Source organism: Embleya sp. NBC_00888 (genome assembly GCF_045207655.1).
Lineage (GTDB): Bacteria > Actinomycetota > Actinomycetes > Streptomycetales > Streptomycetaceae > Embleya.
In genome coordinates this window covers 4,084,892-4,102,296 of the sequence record NZ_CP108785.1, presented here as the reverse complement: position 1 = coordinate 4,102,296, position 17,405 = coordinate 4,084,892, and the positions used below count along the sequence as shown (strand labels likewise).

Sequence of the window (17,405 nt, the reverse complement as noted above, 5' to 3'; positions counted from 1 at the left end):
CGGGTGCCGTGCACGGGTCTTCCATCCTCGTTCCCCGTCACATAATTGAACACGTTCAAATCCTCTGACATGATGCGTCGTGGTATCCGGGGAACGCTCCATGAGGGGACCATGGCCATGACGAGTTCGCTGCTTCGACCCAGGCGCCGTATCCACGGGGACACCGTCGATCGGAGAGTGGTCGCCGGAAGCACGGCGCCGACGCGGATCCTCGACTGGCCGGACCGACGCGTGATCGCACTGGCCGAGCGCGCCGCGAGCACGGCGTCGACCGAGCACCCGGGAAGCGTCGAGAACCCGGGAGGCGCCGGGGGCGCGATCAGCGCCGCGGATCCGGGCATCGCCGGGAACGCCATCCGTCGGGTGCAAGTCCTGCGTACAGCCCATCGCTTGATCACCACAGCCATCCGACCCGTGTACTCCGTGCAGGACGAACGCCCCACGTCGCAGGTGCTGCGCCTGGGTCGCGGATCGTGCAGCCAGCGCCTGGCCGTACTCGAAGCCGTGGCCCGCGCGTCCGGAGTGGCCACGCGGGTGCGCGGTCTGCTGCTGGACGGAGCGTTCTGGTACCCGCGGTTCCCGCACCTGCGTCGGATCGTCCCGGACCAAGTGGTGCTGGCCTGGCCGGAATTCCACCTGACGGGCCCGTCCACCGGCGAGCACCTCATGTCGCACTGGTTGACGGTCGCGGAACTCTTCGGCGACCTCGACGAGTTGAGCAACGCTCCCGGCGGCGGCTTCACCAACACCGGCCCGGAGACCCTCTTCGAGGCGCTGTCCAGGACGGCGATCGACTGGGACGGGACGACGCTGTGCCCGACCACCGACGCCGGAACCGCGTGCGACCTCTCCGGCTACGTCCTGGCAGACTTGGGCCACTTCGGCTCGCGCGACGAACTCTTCACCCGGCACGGCCAGACGTTGTGCCGCGTGGCGCGACTCGTCGCGGAACCCGTCCTCGGCCGACACGCGGCGGGCGCCCGGTAGTTCCGCACAGACCCGGGTGAACCACCTCGTGCCAGGACTTCCGACGGGATCCGACGAGGGGGTACGTCGGGTCGTGGGTGGTGGCAGACAATCGGGAGTGGTGAGGAAGCGTCATGTCGATGTGGTTGACCCTGGTGAAGGTCGAGCCCGCGGTGCTCGGCGAGCTCGCGGGTTCTCCGGGGCCGGTCGGCGAGCTGTTCGTCGACACAGGCGACAGCGGCTCGGTCCTCTCCGGGTTTCACCCGGGGGTGGACCGCTACGGATGCGACTATCGCGTGTTGAGCACGGCGGCCGAGGGCCGACTGGAGGCCGAGGGCGGTGCGGGACGTTGGACCAGGGAGTATCCCTGGTTGGCCAGGGCGGTCGGGTACGGCTGCGACATCGTCGAGGGTGTCGAATTCGCGGGTGAGCCCTCGTACTTCCTGCCTCCGGAGCAGGTCGGGCCGGTGGCGGAGGGACTACGCGACGAACGGTGGGCCACCGGCGCCGGCGCGTCCCGTCCCTGGAACGGGACCACCGGAGACAACGCGTTCGAGGACCTGATCGTGTTCCTCACCGCAGCCGCCACCGAGGGCAAGGCCGTCATCAGCACGGTGACCTGACCACCCTCCACCCACCCCGATCCCCGCGCGCCACCGCTGGGCACCCACCCAAGTCCGACCAGGTCGGACCACTCCAGTCGCGGCACGTCGCGGCCCCGACGTCGGCGAACCCCCGGCGCGGGACTCGGATCCGACGTCGCCGCACCGGTCGACGCCTGCTGTTTGCGCCATGCGGCCGCGAAGCGCCGCGAAGCGCCGCGTAGGGTCGATCGAAGAGGCGATCACCCCTACCGGCGGCCCGGTGCCGCCGCGGAGGGCACGCGTCGTCGAACATCGCACGGGGGATTCTTCGCATGACCACCCACGACTCGCCGGACTCACCGGACACACCGAATGCGCGTGTCGAATCGGGTGCCTCCGTGCCCCGCGACCACGACGCCGGGCCGGCCGCGGTGTACGGCCCGCCGCCGGCAGCACCGGGCGCACCGCCGCCGAACGGGTGGTCCGTCGTTGTCACAGACCCGGACCGGGGAACACGGCCGTGGTGAACGAGGTCCCGCCGGGCCCGGAACGCGCCGCCGGCGCGCGACGCCCGGCGCGGTTCGACCACATCGACACCCCTCGCGCAGCGGGCCCGATCGGCCCCGGGAACGGAGACACCACGTGTACGCGCTCGCACACCTGCGACGGATCGCCCTCGCGATCGGCGCCGCCATCGTCCTGGCCGCCGGGCCCATCGGCTCGGCCCACGCCGCCACCGGCACGTTCACCTACGAGACCGTCGACGGCGAGGGGTTCCGGCTGGTCGACCCGGCCGACGGCGAGTGCCTCCCGCTCGTCGGCGGCGCCCGCATCGCGACGAACGACACCACCACGGTGGCCAAGGTGTACGCGGACCAGGGGTGCGAGGAGGGACCGTACTGGCTGCTGGGCCCGCACACCACGCTGGCGTTCGCCGCGCCGATCCCCCACAGCGTGAAGTTCGGCTGACTCCGCGCGTACGCCGACCCCGCTCGTACCGAGGGCCCTACCGGAACGCGGCCCCGAAGGATCCCCCGGAACCGGGCCACCGCTCCCACAACCGGTTCCGGGTGGTCCGCAGCGGATTCCTCGTCTCGCCGCCGACCGACTACTCGATGACGAGTTCGACCGGGATGTTGCCGCGCGTCGCGTTCGAGTACGGGCAGACCTGGTGGGTGGCCTCGATCAGCGCGCGCCCCTCCTCCGCGGACAGGCGCTCCGGCAGTTCCACCCGCAGGGTCACGCTCAGGCCGAAGCCGCCGTCGCCATTCGCGTTCAGACCGACCTCGGCCGTCACCGAGGCGTCCGCGGCGTCCACCTTCTGCCGCTTGGACACGAGCTGCATCGCGCTCGCGAAGCACGCCGCGTAGCCCGCCGCGAACAGTTGCTCGGGGTTGGTCCCCACGCCGTCCCCGCCGAGTTCCTTCTGCATGCCCAGCTTGACGTCGAGCTGCCCGTCGGAGCTCACCGCACGTCCGTCGCGTCCGGCGGAGGTGGCGATCGCGGTGTACAGGCTCATGGTCCCGCCCTTTCGAAGAGGTAGACAGATGGGTCTGTCTTGGTGTGATCCCGAATGTAGACAGACCTGTCTGGTAAAGTCAAGGTGTGAGTACGACACCTTCCGACCATCGCCGCGAGAGCCCGGCCCGCCGCCGCGTCCTCGACACCGCGACCGCGCTCTTCTACGCGGAGGGCGTGCACGCCGTGGGCGTCGACCGGATCATCGCCGAGGCCGGCGTGGCGAAGGCGACGTTCTACAACCACTTCCCGTCCAAGGACGAGCTGGTCCACGCCTACCTGGACGAGCAGTACCGCACGCAGCGCGACGGTGTCGCGGCGCTGTTGGCCGGATCGACCGATGTACCGCCGCGCGACATGCTGCTGCGGCTCTTCGAACTGATGACCGAGATCGGCCGCGAACCCGGCTTCCGGGGGTGCCCGTTCATCAACGCCGCCGCCGAATTCCCGGACGTGTCCCACCCGGTGCGCAAGGCGGTCCTCGACCACCGCACCTGGTTCCGCACGATGCTGACCGACCTGCTGACCGCCGCCGGCGACCCGCGCCCCCTCGCGACGGCCGACATCCTGATGCTGCTGCGCGACGGCCTGGCGGTCGGCTGCTACCTGGACGACGCCGACGCCATCCGGCGGATCATCCCCGACGCCCTGAACCGCGTACTCGCCACCCCCGGCGACGCGGGCCACTGACCAGCGGCACGGCGCGGCCCCCGACGCACCCACCGGCGCGGCATGTCCGGCCCGTGCGCCCCGGCCACCACCCGGTCGACACCGGCAGTCCGAGCCCGACCGTGACGCCGTACGTCTTCTACGCGGGGGCGGTCACCCGCTCGTGAGCTCGGCCATCAACCGGAGGGCGACGGGTACCGGTGTGCCGTGCCGCGTGGCCGCGCGCAACAACGCGCCGCCGATCGCGTCGAGTTCGGTGGGACGGCCCGTCTCCGCGTCGCGTTGCATGGACGACTTGGTCTGCGCCGGGAAGGAGTCGTACAGCGCCAGGGATCGCGCGGGATCGACCGGCGCACCGCAGGCCGCGCCCACCGCGGCCGCTTCCTCGACGAGAGCGACCAACTCCGCCCGGCGCTCGGTCCTCACCTCGCCGATGGTGAGCCCGTAGCGGGTGGTGAGCAGGGCAAAGGGCGCGAGGAAGGCGAGCTTTGCCCACAGGGCGGCGGTCTCGTCCCCCACCGTGCGCGTGTGCACGCCGGCGTTCGTGAGCACGGCCGCCAGGGAGGCGAGTTGCTCCTGCGGTCCGGCCAGGTCGATCTCCGTGAACGGGCTGCCGTGTTCGATGACGCCCGGTGCGGTGCGCGTCGACTCGACGCGGATCACGCCCGGTGCGACGACGTTCCGTTCGCCGAAGTACCCACGCAGCACGGAGGGGTGCTCGATGCCGTTGAGCAGTGGCACGATCAGGCCCTTCCCGACCGCCTGCGGCGGTATGCGTTCCAGTGCGCCGCGCAGCGCGGTGTGTTTGACCGTGATCAGGCACAGATCGACGGGATCGCGCAGTTCGGTATCCGTCTCGACGTGCGCGGTGAAGTCGCCGAACTGCCCGCTGCGCACCCGAATCCCGCTTCGCCGCATGGCCTGTGCGGTCTCCTCCCCCGCGACACAGATCACCCGGTGACCGGCCCGGGACAAGAGCGCGGCGAGCAGGCCGCCCACTCCTCCCGGCCCGAGTACCGCGACCGTCCACGGGCGCGCGCCGGCGTGTTCGTTGTCCCAGGGGGTCGAAGCGGACACGGGATATTCCTCTCGATGGTGGTCGGGTCGGCACCTGCTCCACCGGGCTCTCCTGTCCGGACGAGGGCGCGTGGGTGAGAGCAGGTTGCCGCCCGGATCGATCATCGAACCGGAGCACTTCCAAGTCAATCCTCGGGTTTTATGCCAACTACCCAAGCGTTACCTTAAGTCCATGACTCTCGATGATCTGCGCGTCTTCGTGGCGGTGTGCCGAGCCGGGAGCCTGAGCGCCGTCGCCCGGGAACTCTCGTGCACACAGTCGGCGGTGAGTCAGCATGTGAAGCGGCTGGAACGGGAGACGAAGGTACAACTCCTGGAACGCCACCCCCGCGGCGTCGCCCCCACCGCGGCGGGACGCCTGTTGCGAGCGGCGGCCGCCGACGGCATCGCCGGCCTGGACGTGGCCTTGCGTCGCCTCGACGAACTGGCCCACGGCGAGGCCGGATCCGTACGGGTCACAACGGGCGCCACCACCGTGCGGCACTTCCTGTCCGAGGCCGTCGTCGCCTTCCGCGGCCGATACCCCAAGGCCAGCCTGGAGTTTCGGACCGAGACCTCCAGTCGCAGTTGCTTCGACGCGCTCGCCTCCAACACCCTCGACCTGGCCTGGATCACCGTCGGCGGCCCGATTCAGGGCATCCAACAACGCCGCGTCGCCGAATTGCCCTGGGTGTTGGCCGTCCGCGCCGACGATCCGCTCACCGACCGTACCCACATCGACACCGCCGACCTCGTCGGCATCCGGCACATCAGACTTCCGGAGGACTCCTCCTCGCGGGCCCACCTCGACGCGGCCTTCGCGAAGCTGGGCATCCACGTCACATCCGACACCAGCGTCGCCGACTGGGAGACCGCCATCCTGCTCGCCGAACTCGGCCTCGGACACGCCGTCGTGCCGGCCCTCCCCGACCAGCGCGGCACCGACAAAACCGGCCCGATACGTTTCCTGCCCATCCCCGACCTACCACCCTTGTCGGTCGGCTGGGCCGTACGCCGCTGGGACGACCTCACCCCTCTGGCCCGAGCCTTCGCCGACAGCGTCGCCCTCGACGGCCCACGGTGACGAACGAGCCGGCACGGTGGTCGCCGTGGCGGCCGGCGGGACGGCGCTTCTCGATCGGGCGGACACCTGTGGATGTCTTGGCGCGTCGGCTTTCGACGATCGCTTGAGGGGCCGGGACCGGGCCGGGACCGGAGCGGGGTCGGGACGGGTTCGGCCGAGTCGGGCGTCGATGAATTCGAGGATGTGCCGCTCTCGGGCTTGCGCAGAACCGTTGTGACGCCCGCGCCGCCGGGGCCGGCCCGCGCGTGGGTGACCGGTGGCTCGGGTGGATGCGGGACCGGTCGGGGACTGCCGGCTCAGGCGCCCGGGACAGCGCGAGACCGATGGTGAATGGCAGATACCGCGATCCGGACTCGGATCCGAAATCCGGATCGAACGGTGAATCCGGGATCGGGCCCGAGGGCCGCGTGTCGTCTCGGTACGTCCCCCCACCACCGCTCCACGCACAGCAAGGCAACCGCAATGATCCGCACCGAACGCTGCCACGGGCCGGCCCTGCCCCGCCCCGTCGGCCGTCCCACCGACACCACAGGCAGCACGGGCAACACGGGCGCCATCAGCAACACCGGAGGCGCGGGAAACACCGGCACAACGGCGGCTCGCTCGACCCTGCCCCGTGTCCATGACTCGCACCCGCCGCCTCGCGGGCCGACCTCGCCGCTGCCGGAGGTCGAACTGCCGGCGACACCCCTGGCCCGCCTCGAACACCTCGTCGGCGCGGCACGGCTCGCCGAGGTGCGCGGCGCACTGCGCGAGGCCCGCGAGCATCTCGACGGGCGCGAGGTCTGGCACGTGAGTGACAATCCGACGCGCGGTGGGGTCGCCGAGCTTCTCCGCACCACGCTGCCCCACGTACGCGGTGAGGGCATCGACACCCGGTGGGCCACGATCGAGGGCAGCCGCGCGTTCCGCGCCCTGACCAAGGCGCTCTACTACCGGATGTGCGGCGTGGCCGCGCACGCACACGAGGAGCCACCGAACCCGGAAAGCGGACGGGCCCTGTACGAACGCATGTCGCGCGCGGCCGCGGAGCGCCTGCTCGGCGTCGTCGGCCGACGCAGCGTGGTCGTCCTGCACGATCACCAGACGGCGGGCCTGATCCCGTACCTGCGCGAGGCCGGGTGCACCGTGTTGTGGCAATGCCACATCGGCACTCCTCTGCGTGCCGAACCGGCCGGTCCCGCCTGGCAGTTCCTGCGTCGATACCTGTCCGCCGCACACGGCTTCATCGCGTCGTACGACGGAGCGCTTCCGGTCGGGCTGCCCGACATACCGATCCGCATCCTGTCGCCGTCGATCAATCCGCTGTCACCGAAGAACCTGCCGCTGCGTCCCGCCGTGGACACGGCGCGCCTGATGGCGCGGATCGGCGTCTTTCGAGAGCCGAGCGGCGGTGCCGCGGATCCGTCCGGTGGCTCCGCCTTCGCCGATCCGCTCCTCCGCCGTACCGCGCGGATCGATCGTCACGCGGGTGCGTTGCCGGCGGGCACGCCGCTCGTCACTCAGGTGAGCCGCTGGGACCGGGTCAAGGACATCCCGGGCGTGATCGAGGCGTTCACCGACCATGTCGACCCGGACTTCGGTGCGCACCTGCTGCTCGTGGGGCCACGGGCGGCCGGCGACGCGCAGGCCGAACAGGTACTCGCGGAGTGCCGCGAGGCCCGCGAGCGTCGGCGGAACCGGCCGGGTCGGGTACATCTGGTCGAGATTCCCACCGATCATCCGACCGAGCACGCGTTGACCATCAACGCCATCCAACGGTGTTCGACCGTGGTGATCCAGAAGAGCCTCGCCGAGGGATTCGGATTGACCGTGTCCGAGGCCGCCTGGAAGGGGCGGCCCGTCATCGCCTCACCGGTGGGCGGCATCCGACAACAGATCCGACACGGCCGATCCGGCCTGCTGCTGGCCCACCCGCACGATCTGCCGGGACTCGGTGCCGGTATCGACCGACTGCTCGCCGACCCGGTGTACGCCCGGGAGTTGGGCGAAAACGGCCGCCGCCACGTACGCACGAACTTCCTCACGGACAGCGGCGTGCTGGGGTTCGCGCGGATTCTCTCCGACCTCCCGTAACAGGCGGCGGCGAATCCGTACGCCGACGGACCGCACGACGTGGCACATCGGACGCACTCCCGAGGTGAACCCAAGAGCCCGGCAACGCCATCCACCACGACGTCCACCCCGACACCAAGGACCGATCGCCATGCGAATCCTCGCCCTCGGCGCCCACCCCGACGACGTCGAACTGCTGTGCGCCGGAACCCTCGCGCGCTACCGAGCGCAGGGCGCCCACGTGAGCATCGCCGTCCTGACGAACGGCGCACCGGGCTCACCGACCGAGCCCCCGGCCACGCCCTGCATCCCGTCCGCGTCCCCGTCTCCGTCCGCTTCCCCGTCCGCTTCCCCGTCGCCGTCCCCGTCCCCGATCGCCCGTATCCGCGCCCACGAGGCCCGCGCGGCCGCGTCCGTACTCGGAGCGGACTCGATCATGCTCGGACTGCCGGACGGCTTTCTCTACGACACCCCCGAGACCCGCCTGCTCGTCGTAGACGTGCTGCGCCGAACCCGCCCCGACGTGCTGTTCGCGCATCACCCCGAGGACTACCACCCCGACCACCGGGCCGCGGGCGCCCTCGCGAGCGCCGCGCGGCTATTGGCTCGCGAACCGGGCCTCGAAACCGGGCACGCCGCCCTCGACACCGTCCCGGCGTTGTTCCGGATGGATACGTTGACCGGCGCGAACGGGGGTACGCCGGACCTGTGGGTGAACATCACCGACACCATGCCGACCAAGGAGGCCATGGTGTCGCGGCACGCGAGTCAGAACGACGGCCGCCGCCGACGCGGCGGCCACGACTTCGTGGACCTGGCCCGACGGCAGTCCGCGCTGCGCGGCCGAGAGGTGGGCGTCGCGCACGCGGAAGCGTTCACCCGTGCCCGCGCCCATCCACCGACGACGGCGGCCGACCTCGCGCTGCCCTGGATCACCCCCACCACACCCGTCACGCATGACCCGCCCGGAGTCGTCGCGAACGTAGCCGGCCGCCGCCCGAGCAGGACGTGAAACCACACGCAGAACGGAGAACGGAGAGCCATGCCCATCCGCCCCGACGCACCCGGCACCCGCCGCGAGTCGCGCCGACACCGCCGAGACCGGGAGCACCGGCGGGGTTCCGGCCGGTGGGGGCTGTACGCCGTGTTCTTCCTCAACGGGATGGTCCTCGCCAGTTGGGCGCCGCGCATCCCGCAGGTCAAGGCCGACCTGCACCTGTCGGACGGACAACTGGGCATCGCACTGCTCGGCGTCGCGCTCGGGTCGGTACCGGCGATGCCGGCGGCCGGCGTCCTGGTCAATCGATGCGGAAGCCGCCTCGTCACCCGCGTCGCGCTGCCGATCTACGCGTCGGCGCTCGCCCTGCTCGCCATGGCCGACGGTCTGATCGCGCTCACCCTCGCCCTCGCGGTCCTCGGCGCCGCCGTCGGCGCGCTCGACGTGGCCATGAACACCCACGCCGTCGACGGCGAACGCGACGCGGAACGCCCACGCATGTCCTCGTTCCACGGCCTGTACAGCGCGGGCGCGCTCACCGGCGCCCTGATCGGCACGGTCGCGGCGGCGGCCGGCGTCCCTCCGGCCACCCAGTTCGTGGTCACCGCCGCCTTCGCCCTGATCGCCTCGGCGCCGGCCGTCGCGGCGCTGCGGCCGGCCGTCCACCACATGCCGAAGGCGCGTCCCGAACCCGCGTCCCGGATCCGGCCGGGACTGCGGGGACGCCTGTTGTGGCTCAGCCTGCTCGGGCTGTGCGTCCTGCTCATCGAGGGCGTGGTCACCGACTGGGGCACCGTGTATCTGGCGGATTCGGTCCACGCGGCGCCCGGTGTGTCGGGGGCGGGCTACACGGTGTTCGCACTGGCCATGACGCTCGGACGGCTCGCCGGTGACCGCGTGGCCGCGCGCTTCGGTCCGGTGCGGGTCGTGCGCTTCGGCGCGTTGGCGACCGGATCCGCCGCCGCTCTCGCGATCGCGGCGCCGTACCCGTGGGTGGCGGTACCCGCGTTCGCGGCCGTCGGCCTTGGCATCGCCTCGTCGTTCCCGCTCGTGGTGGGCGGCGTCGGCCGGCAGTACCCCGACGCCCCCGGCCCCGCGGTCGCCACCGTCTCCACCGCCGGCTACCTCGCCTTCCTGGCCGGACCGCCACTCATCGGCTTCCTCGCCGGCCACCTCACGCTGCGCTTCGCCCTGCTCCTGCTGCCCCTGCTCGCGGTCGTCGCAGCATGCCTCTCCGGACTCCTGTCCGAGAACCGAACCTCCCGGAGTCCCAAGGGCGTTGGGGGCGTTCGCGATTCGCGGCAGGCCCCGACGGTTCGGCGGCGGGATGAAACCCCGCCGACGACGGCCTCTGCCACCCGACCGGGTCGCGCGGGCCGTCGCCACCATCGAGAACGCGTGCCGCCAAGACTCGCCTAGGCGCCCAGACACGCCCGCAATTGGGCGGTGGCGAAGGCCTTGCCGCCGAGGTTGTAGTTCATGTCGTAGGCCTTCATGCACTGCGGCAGGCGCCCATGCTGCGGCAGAGTGGCGTTCGCCGATGTTCCGGCGGCCAGCACGAAGACGGGTGCCAGGACGGCGGCGGAAACGGTCGTGACGATCAAGCGGCGCATTTTCACGAAGAGTTGCATCCTTCCGGTTGAGGATTGGCAGCGGTCGATTCCGGGACGAGGCCCGAATGAGCCTCGACCTGGGGGTACACACCGCCCGCGATGGGCGACGATGCCGAACGGGCAGATCCGGATACCGATCCGGCCCCGCTCCGGCCCCGACCGACGATGCCGGCCGGTGCGTGGCCTCGATACCGACGAAAGTTGCCTGCCCCAACCCGAAAGTCGAACCGGACCCGGCCGCGACACGGAACGTGTCGTCGTCCCGGGAAGATGTGCGACGCTGTGGTCATGTCAGCGCCCCGAGACCTCGCCGAGGTCCGCATGCGGATCGATGAACTCGACTCCGAAGTGGTCCGGTTGCTCGCACAACGTCAGGAACTGGTGCGCACCGCCGCCGGGTTCAAAAGCGACGAGCAGGCAGTCAGGGCTCCCGATCGAGTCGAACGCGTCATCGCGGCAGTACGTGACCGCGCCGTCACGGCGGGACTGGCACCCGAGGTGGCCGAAGCCGTCTGGCGGGCCATGATCGCCGCGTTCATCGATCTCGAACTCCACGAACACCGCCGAAACACCGACATGACCGCGGCCGATCCCGTACCGCACCAGGAGCCGTAGGCAGCCCGGCGTGTCCCCCGGTCGAGCTTCGCTATTCGGCGACCTGCGTGTACCTGCCCTCTTCGGGGCTCTCCGCTTCCCACGGGGTGCACGCCTCGGAGAGGTCGACGGTGACCCCGGTCGGTTCGAGGGCTTCGCGGAGCCGTCGGGCGGCGCCGTCACCGAGGAAGTGGTGATGGATGGCAAGCCGTTCGAGGTGGGTGAGGGGCCGGCCGGCGAGCAGGGCCTCGGCGCCGGTGTCGGAGAGTGTGCCCATGGACAGGTCGAGCGAGCGCAACCGCGCGACGACGGGGGCGGCGGCGACCGCCGCGGCGACCTCGTCCTGGATCTCGCTGTTCATCAGCCCGAGGTGCCGAAGCGCGGGGTGCCGGGTGCCGTCCAGGAGATCTGCCAGGTCGGCCGTGGTCGCGTCGCCTCCGTACATGTCCACGCCGAGCCACAGGTCGAGGTGGTCCAGGGCGGGGAATTCGCACGCCGCGACCGCCCGGGGCAACTGCGCGGGCATGCCGCCGGTCTGCAGGACGAGCTTGCGCAGCCGCGCGTGCCGGGTCGGGCGCAGCACGTGTCCGGGCTGCGCGGTGCGGAACTGGCCGAACCGGTAGCCCAGTTCCTCGAGGTTCGGGAAGGCGTCCAGGAGCGGTGTGATGTCCTCGGGTGGGATCCACGAGACTTCGTGCTCTTCGCTGGTGATGTCGGCGACGAACAGGTGGCGCAGCGCGGGGAACCGGTCGGCGTGCGCGCAGAGCAGGCCGATGACGGGTTCCTCGTCGCCGTCCAGGATGTCGGTGGCCCAGTAGCCGATGACCAGCGCCCGAACCTGGGTGGTGTCGACGGTCTTGAGGAAGAGCTCCAGCACCTCCGGGAATTCGAGCTCGGCGTCGAAGTGGGTGGCGATCTTCCAGGCGACCGCTCCGGGTTCGGGTGCGGAGGCGACGAGTTCGGCAAGGTGCTCGTCGTTGTCCGGCTCGAAGGTGTCGATGTCGTCGTCCGCCAGGAACGGATGCACCGTGAGCCCGCCCAGTTCGGCGAGATGCTTCCACACACTCATCAGGGTCTGCTCCGTTCCCGATCCGCCGTCGTCCCGGCGGAAGCCTACGGACCCCCGCGGACACGGCGCGTGCGCGGGGGGCCGGGGCGAGGCGCGCCGACGGATCGGCCGCGTGTGCCGGATCGCCGCGTCGGTCGCCGCACGCCGTCGCCCGCCGACCGGCCCACCACTATCGACGTTCGACCCTCAGCAGGCCCGCGATCATTTCGGCGGTCTTCTCCCCCGCGCGCTGTTTGATCAGCCCTTCCTTGGCCGTACCGCGAACCACGACCCGCGTGGTCTCGGATTCGCTCGTGAGTACGACGGTCACCAGAACCGGGTTCATCCGCAGATGGCCACCGCCCGTGACCACACGGATCGTCCGCCGGCCCGGAGCCGATTCGCCTCCACCCGACTGCGGCGCAACACCCACGCCGGCCAGGATTGCCGCGACGTGTCGCACGGCCCCGTCGAACGACATCGGCAGATCGAGGGCGACCTCGTGGGAGTTGTTCCTCATCAACTTGACCACGAACCCCACGCCGTAGCGGCGGCGGAATTCGGCATTCACCACCGCGTCCTCGTCCGACATCATCGCCCCTTCGCACCGTCCGGATCCTGCGTGCATCGCGCCCGGCCCGGCCGTGCGCGGGGCGGGTGGCAACCGGGACAACCGGTCGCCTACGACGACTTCGACGAAGACTAGGTCCCGACCTGGGGTGATCTTTCGCCCCCGGGTTCGCGCCCCTACCTTTGAGATGCTTCCGAGATGCTTCGCGAACCGAGGGGAGGACAGGCCGTGGCCTACATCCAGCGGCACCGATTCAAGCTGATTCCGTGGCCGTGGACCACGATGGCCTGGGTGCAGGTCCCCGAAGGACTGGAGTACACCCTCTACGAGGTCGGCGACGTCGTCCCACGTGTGCAGCGGGTCCGGTGCCTCCCGGAGGAGTACGCCCGGTGGTACCGCGCCTTCGAGACCTTTCAGGGCGAGCTGCGATCGGCCGAGTCCGATGTGCGATACCAGCACGGAATCCGTTATGTGTCACGACCGTTCGCCGACCGCACCGTCATCCGCCGGCACTGGGTCGACCTGATGCCCAACCGCCGCGAGCGCTCCCGCGCCTCCTTCGAACGCTGCGCAGCCCGCATGCGCGCGGCCGACGCGGTGTACGCCCCGATCCGCCTGGTCATCGAGGAACGATTGGCGGAGGCCCGCGCGGCGCAGGCACCTACGCAAGCCGCCGAGGAGTAACCCGGCACCGAGGCACCTCCCACGCGAAGGCCGAGCAGGCGGCGGCAAGTCCGCGCGCGTCCGTCGCGTACCCCGAACGCCAAGGCCCCGGGGGAAATCCCCGTATCCGGTGCGATATCACCGCGCCACACTGGTCGTCCGGTCTCACGGACGGAAGGAGGAGGGCCTTGACGACGACCCACCGGTACTGGGCCCATTCGAGCGACGGTCGCCCGCACGAGGTCCGCCTGAACCAACTCACATACGACGTGTTCATCGAGTGCGACGCGTGCGGTACGCGCCGCGCGGTGTACCTCATCACGCCACGCCAGGCCGCGGCACGCCACCTTGCCGAGGCACACGCGGCGTACGACCGTCCCGGATGCAAGCGCACGGCCGGGTGGTACTCCGGACTCTTCTGGCGCATGCTCGGCTCCGCCTGATCAGGACCACCGACAACCCACCCGAACGGCCGAGCCGGACGCACGTCACCATCGCGCGGTACGGATGCGGATCCCGTCGACACGGGTGATCATGAAGACCGCCCGAGGAGAAGGCGGCATATATCCATGATTGTTGCGGAAGGCCTCACCAAGAGGTACGGAGCGAAGACGGCCGTCGACGACGTCGGCTTCGAGGTTCACCCCGGACGGGTCACCGGGTTCCTCGGCCCCAACGGCGCGGGAAAGTCCACCACGATGCGGATTATTCTGGGCCTGGACCGGCCCAGTGCCGGTCGGGTGACCGTGGACGGTCGGGCCTACCGGGATCTGGCCGCGCCGATGTTGGAGGTGGGGGCGCTCATCGACGCCAAGGCCCTGCACGGCGGCCGCACCGCCCGGGACCATCTGGTGGTGCTGGCGAAGTCGAACGGCATCCCGCTCACCCGGGTGGACGAGGTGCTGGACACGGTCGGCCTCACCTCCGTCGCCAGGAAACGCTCCGGGGGCTTCTCCCTGGGTATGGGCCAGCGCCTGGGGATTGCCGGGGCGCTGCTCGGCGACCCTCGGGTGCTGCTGTTCGACGAACCCGTCAACGGGCTCGACCCCGAGGGCATCCTGTGGATCCGGAACCTGATGAAGCGGCTCGCCGGCGAGGGCCGCACGGTCTTCGTCTCCTCCCATCTGATGAGCGAGATGTCCCTCACCGCCGACCACCTGCTGGTCATCGGGCGCGGAAGGATCCTCGCCGACACGGGCGTGGCCCAGTTCATCGCGGAGAACTCGATCAGCCATGTGAAAGTGCGCTCGCCGCAGGCGGACCGACTCGCCCGGCTCGCGACCGACGCCGGCTGGCAGGTGACACGGGATCGGGCGGGGGCGCTGCTGGTCCAGGACGTGAGTACCGATCAGGTCGGTGATCTCGCCGGACACAACGGGGTGTTCCTGCACGAACTGGCGAAGGTCGAGGCCTCGCTCGAGGAGGCGTTCATGCGGCTCACCGCCGACAGCGTCGAGTACCACACCGGCGGCACACCCCCGGAGGCCGCCGCGGCGGTCCCGGGCTGGGGTCCGCCGACCACCGCCGACCGGATCGGATGAGGCCTCCATGACGACGACCACGCCCACCGCGCCCACCGCCCTCGGGCACGCCCCGCGGCTGACCTTCGCCCGGATCCTGGATTCCGAGTGGGCCAAGATCAAGACCGTGCGCTCGACCATGTGGACGCTGCTCGCCCTGTTCGCGGTGAGCGTCCTGATCAGTTGGGGCATCGCCGCCCTGGCTGCGGGCGACGTGGCCAAGGACGTGGCCGAGGGGAAGGACAACGACGCTCCCGATCTGCTCACCGTCGGCGTCGCCTTCGGCCAGATCGCCGCCCTGGTGCTCGGGGTGATGTCGATGACGGCCGAGTACTCGACCGGCATGATCCGTACCAGCCTGACCGCGGTGCCGTGGCGCGCCTCGATGCTCGCCGCCAAGGCCCTCGTCCTGGCCCTCGTGCTCTTCGTGGTCGGGGCGGTCACCGCGTTCTGCTGCTACTTCCTGGCCAACCTGATGCTCGACGCCAAGGACGTCGGTGTCGGCCTCGGCGAACCCGGCGTGCTCAGGGCACTGATCGGCACGGGCCTGTACCTGGCCGTCCTGGGACTGTTCGGGATGGCGCTGGGCGTGCTGCTGCGGCACACCGCCGGCGCCATCACCCTGGGCATCGCGCTGATCTTCGTGGTCGGCGGCGTGGTGGGCCTGATCCCCGGCAAGACCGGCGACTGGATCGCCAAGCTGATGCCCGCCAACGCCGGTGGACAGGTCATGGCGGTGGAGGCCGCGGACAAGATGTTCCAACCGTGGACGGGCTTCGCGGTCTTCGTCGCCGAGACCCTGCTCCTGCTGCTCCTGGGCGCACTCCTCCTGGAGAAGCGGGACGCCTGATCCGGTGGGCCCGTCATGCCCTCGCGTCCCGCGTCCGGGATCCTCCCGCGAACGCGCGCTTCGCGGCGGCGCCGCATCCGTCCACCCGACGCACACCCGGTGGACGTCGCCCCACCGCGACACCCTCGACGAGGTGACGTCCGTGCACCGGCACGGGGGTTCACGATCGGGCCAGGTGTTCGACCCGCTTGTGGAGTCGGTCGACGTAGTCCTCGGATTCCGGCTTCATCAGCACGCTGCGCAGGATCCGGGCGCCTTCGGCATCGGCTGTGATCTTGGGGTGGCGGGCGGTCAGTCGTCGGGCGTCGATGCGGAGCGTGCTCAGGAAGACCGGATCCTCGGTGTCCCGCATGCCCTCGTGCAGGATTCGGGCGGCGGCTGCGTCGATGTGCGCGAGGGTGTTCGGTGAGGTGACCGGGAAGTAGCCGACGATGTCGAGTTCCGGGGGCTGGTAGAGCTCCAAGTGGTCTGATTGTTCGATCAGTTCGGCCCACCGCAGGGCCGCGCGTCGGCCGGCCGCCAACGACTGCCCGAGTCCTTCGCGGGTGGGCGGCAGCAGTTGGAAGGTGAGCCACAGAGCCGCGGCGGCGGCGCCGGCGCGCGAGCATTCCAGGCTGATCTCGCCGAGGTGCAGTTCCTCGGAGGTGAAGTAGGTGTACGGCGAGTCGTGCAGGTAGAAACGGCCGACGGCCGGGTCGCGGAACAGAACGGCGCCGCATCCGTAGGGCTGGAGAGCGTGCTTGTGCGGGTCCACCACGATCGAGTCGCACTGGGCGATGGCCTGCCACGGGGCCGCCGGCAGCCCCTCGGGGCCGTCCATCCCGGCCAGCAGGGTGAAGAATCCGCCGTAGGCGGCGTCGACGTGGATCCGCACACCGTACCGCTCGCGCAACGCCCGCGCCTCGTGGATCGGTTCGACGGCGCCGAGCCCGGTGGTGCCCGCGGTGAGTACCACCGTGCCGACGCGCCCCGTCCTCAGGAGTTGCTCGAGCGCGTCGAGGTCCATCCGCTCTCGGTCGTCGACCGGGACGGGGTGGCCCTCCACGCCGAGCACGCCACACATGCGCCCATGGGTGTAGTGGGCCTCGGTGCTGTAGGCAACGCCCTTGCCGGGGTGGAGTTCACGCGCCACGAAGAGGGCTTCGAGGTTGGCGATGGTCCCGCTGGTGGTGAGGTGTCCGAGGTGGGCGTCGTACCCGAACATCGTGGCGAGCTGCCGGACGACCTCGCGTTCCATCTCGGCGGTGGCGGGTCCCCCGTCCAGTGCGTGGTTGTTGGGGTTGATCAGCATCGCGGTCAGGTAGCCCACGACCGCCGCCGGGTGCGGCGGCTTGAGCATCTGTCCGGCGTAACGCGGATGGAAGAAGGGGTAGTTGTCCTTCAGGCGCTCGGTGAAGGTCGCGAAGACCGCGGCGAACCGTTCGTCGTCGACCGCCTGCGCCGGATGGTCCGGATACGGGCCGAAGCCGTCGGACCAGTGCTCGTTCGACGTCACGGCCGCTTCGAGCCAGTGGCGCAGATCCACGATCTTCTCCTCCGGTTCGGTGCGTTCGGGACGCCGGCACGGTCCGTGCGGGCCCTGATCGTCGCGCTCCGGCCCGAACCGGCACGAACGCG

The 17,405-nt window shown here is 70.6% G+C and carries 19 protein-coding genes; 13 read left to right on the top strand and 6 right to left on the bottom strand.

Features of this window, described 5'->3' with window-relative positions:
- The first annotated feature begins 117 nt into the window (after positions 1-117).
- The 3 genes from OG948_RS52120 to OG948_RS52110 all read left to right on the top strand — a co-directional run bounded on the left by OG948_RS52120 (position 118) and on the right by OG948_RS52110 (position 2,519).
- Positions 118-987 (top strand): transglutaminase domain-containing protein, encoded by an 870-nt coding sequence (locus OG948_RS52120; RefSeq protein WP_331773587.1) that lies wholly within the window; start codon positions 118-120, stop codon positions 985-987.
- A gap of 113 nt (positions 988-1,100) precedes the next feature.
- Positions 1,101-1,589, top strand: a complete 489-nt coding sequence (locus OG948_RS52115; RefSeq protein WP_331772095.1) for a hypothetical protein — start codon at positions 1,101-1,103, stop codon at positions 1,587-1,589.
- A gap of 603 nt (positions 1,590-2,192) precedes the next feature.
- Complete coding sequence (locus OG948_RS52110) at positions 2,193-2,519, top strand: hypothetical protein (RefSeq protein ID WP_331772094.1); 327 nt, start codon at positions 2,193-2,195, stop codon at positions 2,517-2,519.
- A 139-nt stretch (positions 2,520-2,658) separates the two neighbouring features.
- On the opposite strand, the gene OG948_RS52105 is transcribed toward OG948_RS52110, so the two are convergent.
- Positions 2,659-3,069 (bottom strand): organic hydroperoxide resistance protein, encoded by a 411-nt coding sequence (locus tag OG948_RS52105; RefSeq protein WP_331772093.1) that lies wholly within the window; start codon positions 3,067-3,069, stop codon positions 2,659-2,661.
- An 86-nt stretch (positions 3,070-3,155) separates the two neighbouring features.
- Between OG948_RS52105 and OG948_RS52100 the strand changes: the two genes are divergently transcribed.
- Entirely contained in the window at positions 3,156-3,758 is a 603-nt protein-coding gene (locus OG948_RS52100) for a TetR/AcrR family transcriptional regulator (RefSeq protein WP_331772092.1), read from the top strand.
- Positions 3,759-3,890: 132 nt separating this feature from the next.
- On the opposite strand, the gene OG948_RS52095 is transcribed toward OG948_RS52100, so the two are convergent.
- Entirely contained in the window at positions 3,891-4,814 is a 924-nt protein-coding gene (locus OG948_RS52095; RefSeq protein WP_331772091.1) for a 2-dehydropantoate 2-reductase, read from the bottom strand.
- A gap of 172 nt (positions 4,815-4,986) precedes the next feature.
- On the opposite strand from OG948_RS52095, the gene OG948_RS52090 reads away from it, so the two are divergent.
- From OG948_RS52090 to OG948_RS52075, 4 genes are all read left to right on the top strand, one after another.
- Entirely contained in the window at positions 4,987-5,877 is an 891-nt protein-coding gene (locus OG948_RS52090) for a LysR family transcriptional regulator (RefSeq protein ID WP_331772090.1), read from the top strand.
- Between the two features lie 462 nt (positions 5,878-6,339).
- A complete protein-coding gene (locus OG948_RS52085) occupies positions 6,340-7,953 on the top strand; it encodes a glycosyltransferase (protein WP_331772089.1) in 1,614 nt (537 codons plus the stop codon).
- Positions 7,954-8,083: 130 nt separating this feature from the next.
- Complete coding sequence (locus OG948_RS52080; protein ID WP_331772088.1) at positions 8,084-8,944, top strand: PIG-L deacetylase family protein; 861 nt, start codon at positions 8,084-8,086, stop codon at positions 8,942-8,944.
- Positions 8,945-8,974: 30 nt separating this feature from the next.
- Positions 8,975-10,348, top strand: coding sequence for an MFS transporter (locus OG948_RS52075; protein ID WP_331772087.1), 1,374 nt, complete (start codon positions 8,975-8,977; stop codon positions 10,346-10,348).
- On the opposite strand, the gene OG948_RS52070 is transcribed toward OG948_RS52075, so the two are convergent.
- Positions 10,345-10,548: a hypothetical protein gene (locus OG948_RS52070; RefSeq protein ID WP_331772086.1), complete on the bottom strand. Its 204-nt coding sequence runs from the start codon at positions 10,546-10,548 to the stop codon at positions 10,345-10,347. The two genes, OG948_RS52075 and OG948_RS52070, sit on opposite strands and share 4 nt — an antisense overlap.
- A gap of 282 nt (positions 10,549-10,830) precedes the next feature.
- Here OG948_RS52070 and OG948_RS52065 point away from each other — a divergent pair, with 282 nt between their 5' ends.
- Positions 10,831-11,157 (top strand): chorismate mutase, encoded by a 327-nt coding sequence (locus OG948_RS52065; protein WP_331772085.1) that lies wholly within the window; start codon positions 10,831-10,833, stop codon positions 11,155-11,157.
- Between the two features lie 31 nt (positions 11,158-11,188).
- Here OG948_RS52065 and OG948_RS52060 read toward each other — a convergent pair whose 3' ends face one another.
- Both OG948_RS52060 and OG948_RS52055 read right to left on the bottom strand, forming a co-directional pair.
- Entirely contained in the window at positions 11,189-12,205 is a 1,017-nt protein-coding gene (locus OG948_RS52060; RefSeq protein ID WP_331772084.1) for an STM4015 family protein, read from the bottom strand.
- A gap of 169 nt (positions 12,206-12,374) precedes the next feature.
- Complete coding sequence (locus OG948_RS52055; protein WP_331772083.1) at positions 12,375-12,776, bottom strand: hypothetical protein; 402 nt, start codon at positions 12,774-12,776, stop codon at positions 12,375-12,377.
- A 207-nt stretch (positions 12,777-12,983) separates the two neighbouring features.
- Between OG948_RS52055 and OG948_RS52050 the strand changes: the two genes are divergently transcribed.
- The 4 genes from OG948_RS52050 to OG948_RS52035 all read left to right on the top strand — a co-directional run bounded on the left by OG948_RS52050 (position 12,984) and on the right by OG948_RS52035 (position 15,788).
- Positions 12,984-13,439 (top strand): hypothetical protein, encoded by a 456-nt coding sequence (locus tag OG948_RS52050; RefSeq protein WP_331772082.1) that lies wholly within the window; start codon positions 12,984-12,986, stop codon positions 13,437-13,439.
- A gap of 167 nt (positions 13,440-13,606) precedes the next feature.
- A complete protein-coding gene (locus tag OG948_RS52045) occupies positions 13,607-13,861 on the top strand; it encodes a hypothetical protein (protein WP_331772081.1) in 255 nt (84 codons plus the stop codon).
- A 126-nt stretch (positions 13,862-13,987) separates the two neighbouring features.
- Positions 13,988-14,959, top strand: a complete 972-nt coding sequence (locus tag OG948_RS52040) for an ATP-binding cassette domain-containing protein (protein WP_331772080.1) — start codon at positions 13,988-13,990, stop codon at positions 14,957-14,959.
- 7 nt (positions 14,960-14,966) lie between these two features.
- Positions 14,967-15,788 (top strand): ABC transporter permease, encoded by an 822-nt coding sequence (locus OG948_RS52035; protein WP_331772079.1) that lies wholly within the window; start codon positions 14,967-14,969, stop codon positions 15,786-15,788.
- Between the two features lie 160 nt (positions 15,789-15,948).
- Here OG948_RS52035 and OG948_RS52030 read toward each other — a convergent pair whose 3' ends face one another.
- The gene (locus OG948_RS52030) at positions 15,949-17,313 is read right to left on the bottom strand and encodes an aminotransferase class I/II-fold pyridoxal phosphate-dependent enzyme (protein ID WP_331772078.1); all 1,365 of its coding nucleotides are present in this window, start codon (positions 17,311-17,313) and stop codon (positions 15,949-15,951) included.
- Between the last annotated feature and the right edge of the window lie 92 nt (positions 17,314-17,405).

Excerpts from the sequence above, each read along its gene's own strand:
- OG948_RS52120 (WP_331773587.1), top strand. The coding sequence starts at position 118 with ATGACGAGTTCGCTGCTTCGACCCAGGCGCCGTATCCACGGGGACACC.
- OG948_RS52115 (WP_331772095.1), top strand. The coding sequence starts at position 1,101 with ATGTCGATGTGGTTGACCCTGGTGAAGGTCGAGCCCGCGGTGCTCGGC.
- OG948_RS52105 (WP_331772093.1), bottom strand. The coding sequence starts at position 3,069 with ATGAGCCTGTACACCGCGATCGCCACCTCCGCCGGACGCGACGGACGT.
- OG948_RS52090 (WP_331772090.1), top strand. The coding sequence starts at position 4,987 with ATGACTCTCGATGATCTGCGCGTCTTCGTGGCGGTGTGCCGAGCCGGG.
- OG948_RS52085 (WP_331772089.1), top strand. The coding sequence starts at position 6,340 with ATGATCCGCACCGAACGCTGCCACGGGCCGGCCCTGCCCCGCCCCGTC.
- OG948_RS52080 (WP_331772088.1), top strand. The coding sequence starts at position 8,084 with ATGCGAATCCTCGCCCTCGGCGCCCACCCCGACGACGTCGAACTGCTG.
- OG948_RS52075 (WP_331772087.1), top strand. The coding sequence starts at position 8,975 with ATGCCCATCCGCCCCGACGCACCCGGCACCCGCCGCGAGTCGCGCCGA.
- OG948_RS52065 (WP_331772085.1), top strand. The coding sequence starts at position 10,831 with ATGTCAGCGCCCCGAGACCTCGCCGAGGTCCGCATGCGGATCGATGAA.
- OG948_RS52060 (WP_331772084.1), bottom strand. The coding sequence starts at position 12,205 with ATGAGTGTGTGGAAGCATCTCGCCGAACTGGGCGGGCTCACGGTGCAT.
- OG948_RS52055 (WP_331772083.1), bottom strand. The coding sequence starts at position 12,776 with ATGTCGGACGAGGACGCGGTGGTGAATGCCGAATTCCGCCGCCGCTAC.
- OG948_RS52040 (WP_331772080.1), top strand. The coding sequence starts at position 13,988 with ATGATTGTTGCGGAAGGCCTCACCAAGAGGTACGGAGCGAAGACGGCC.
- OG948_RS52035 (WP_331772079.1), top strand. The coding sequence starts at position 14,967 with ATGACGACGACCACGCCCACCGCGCCCACCGCCCTCGGGCACGCCCCG.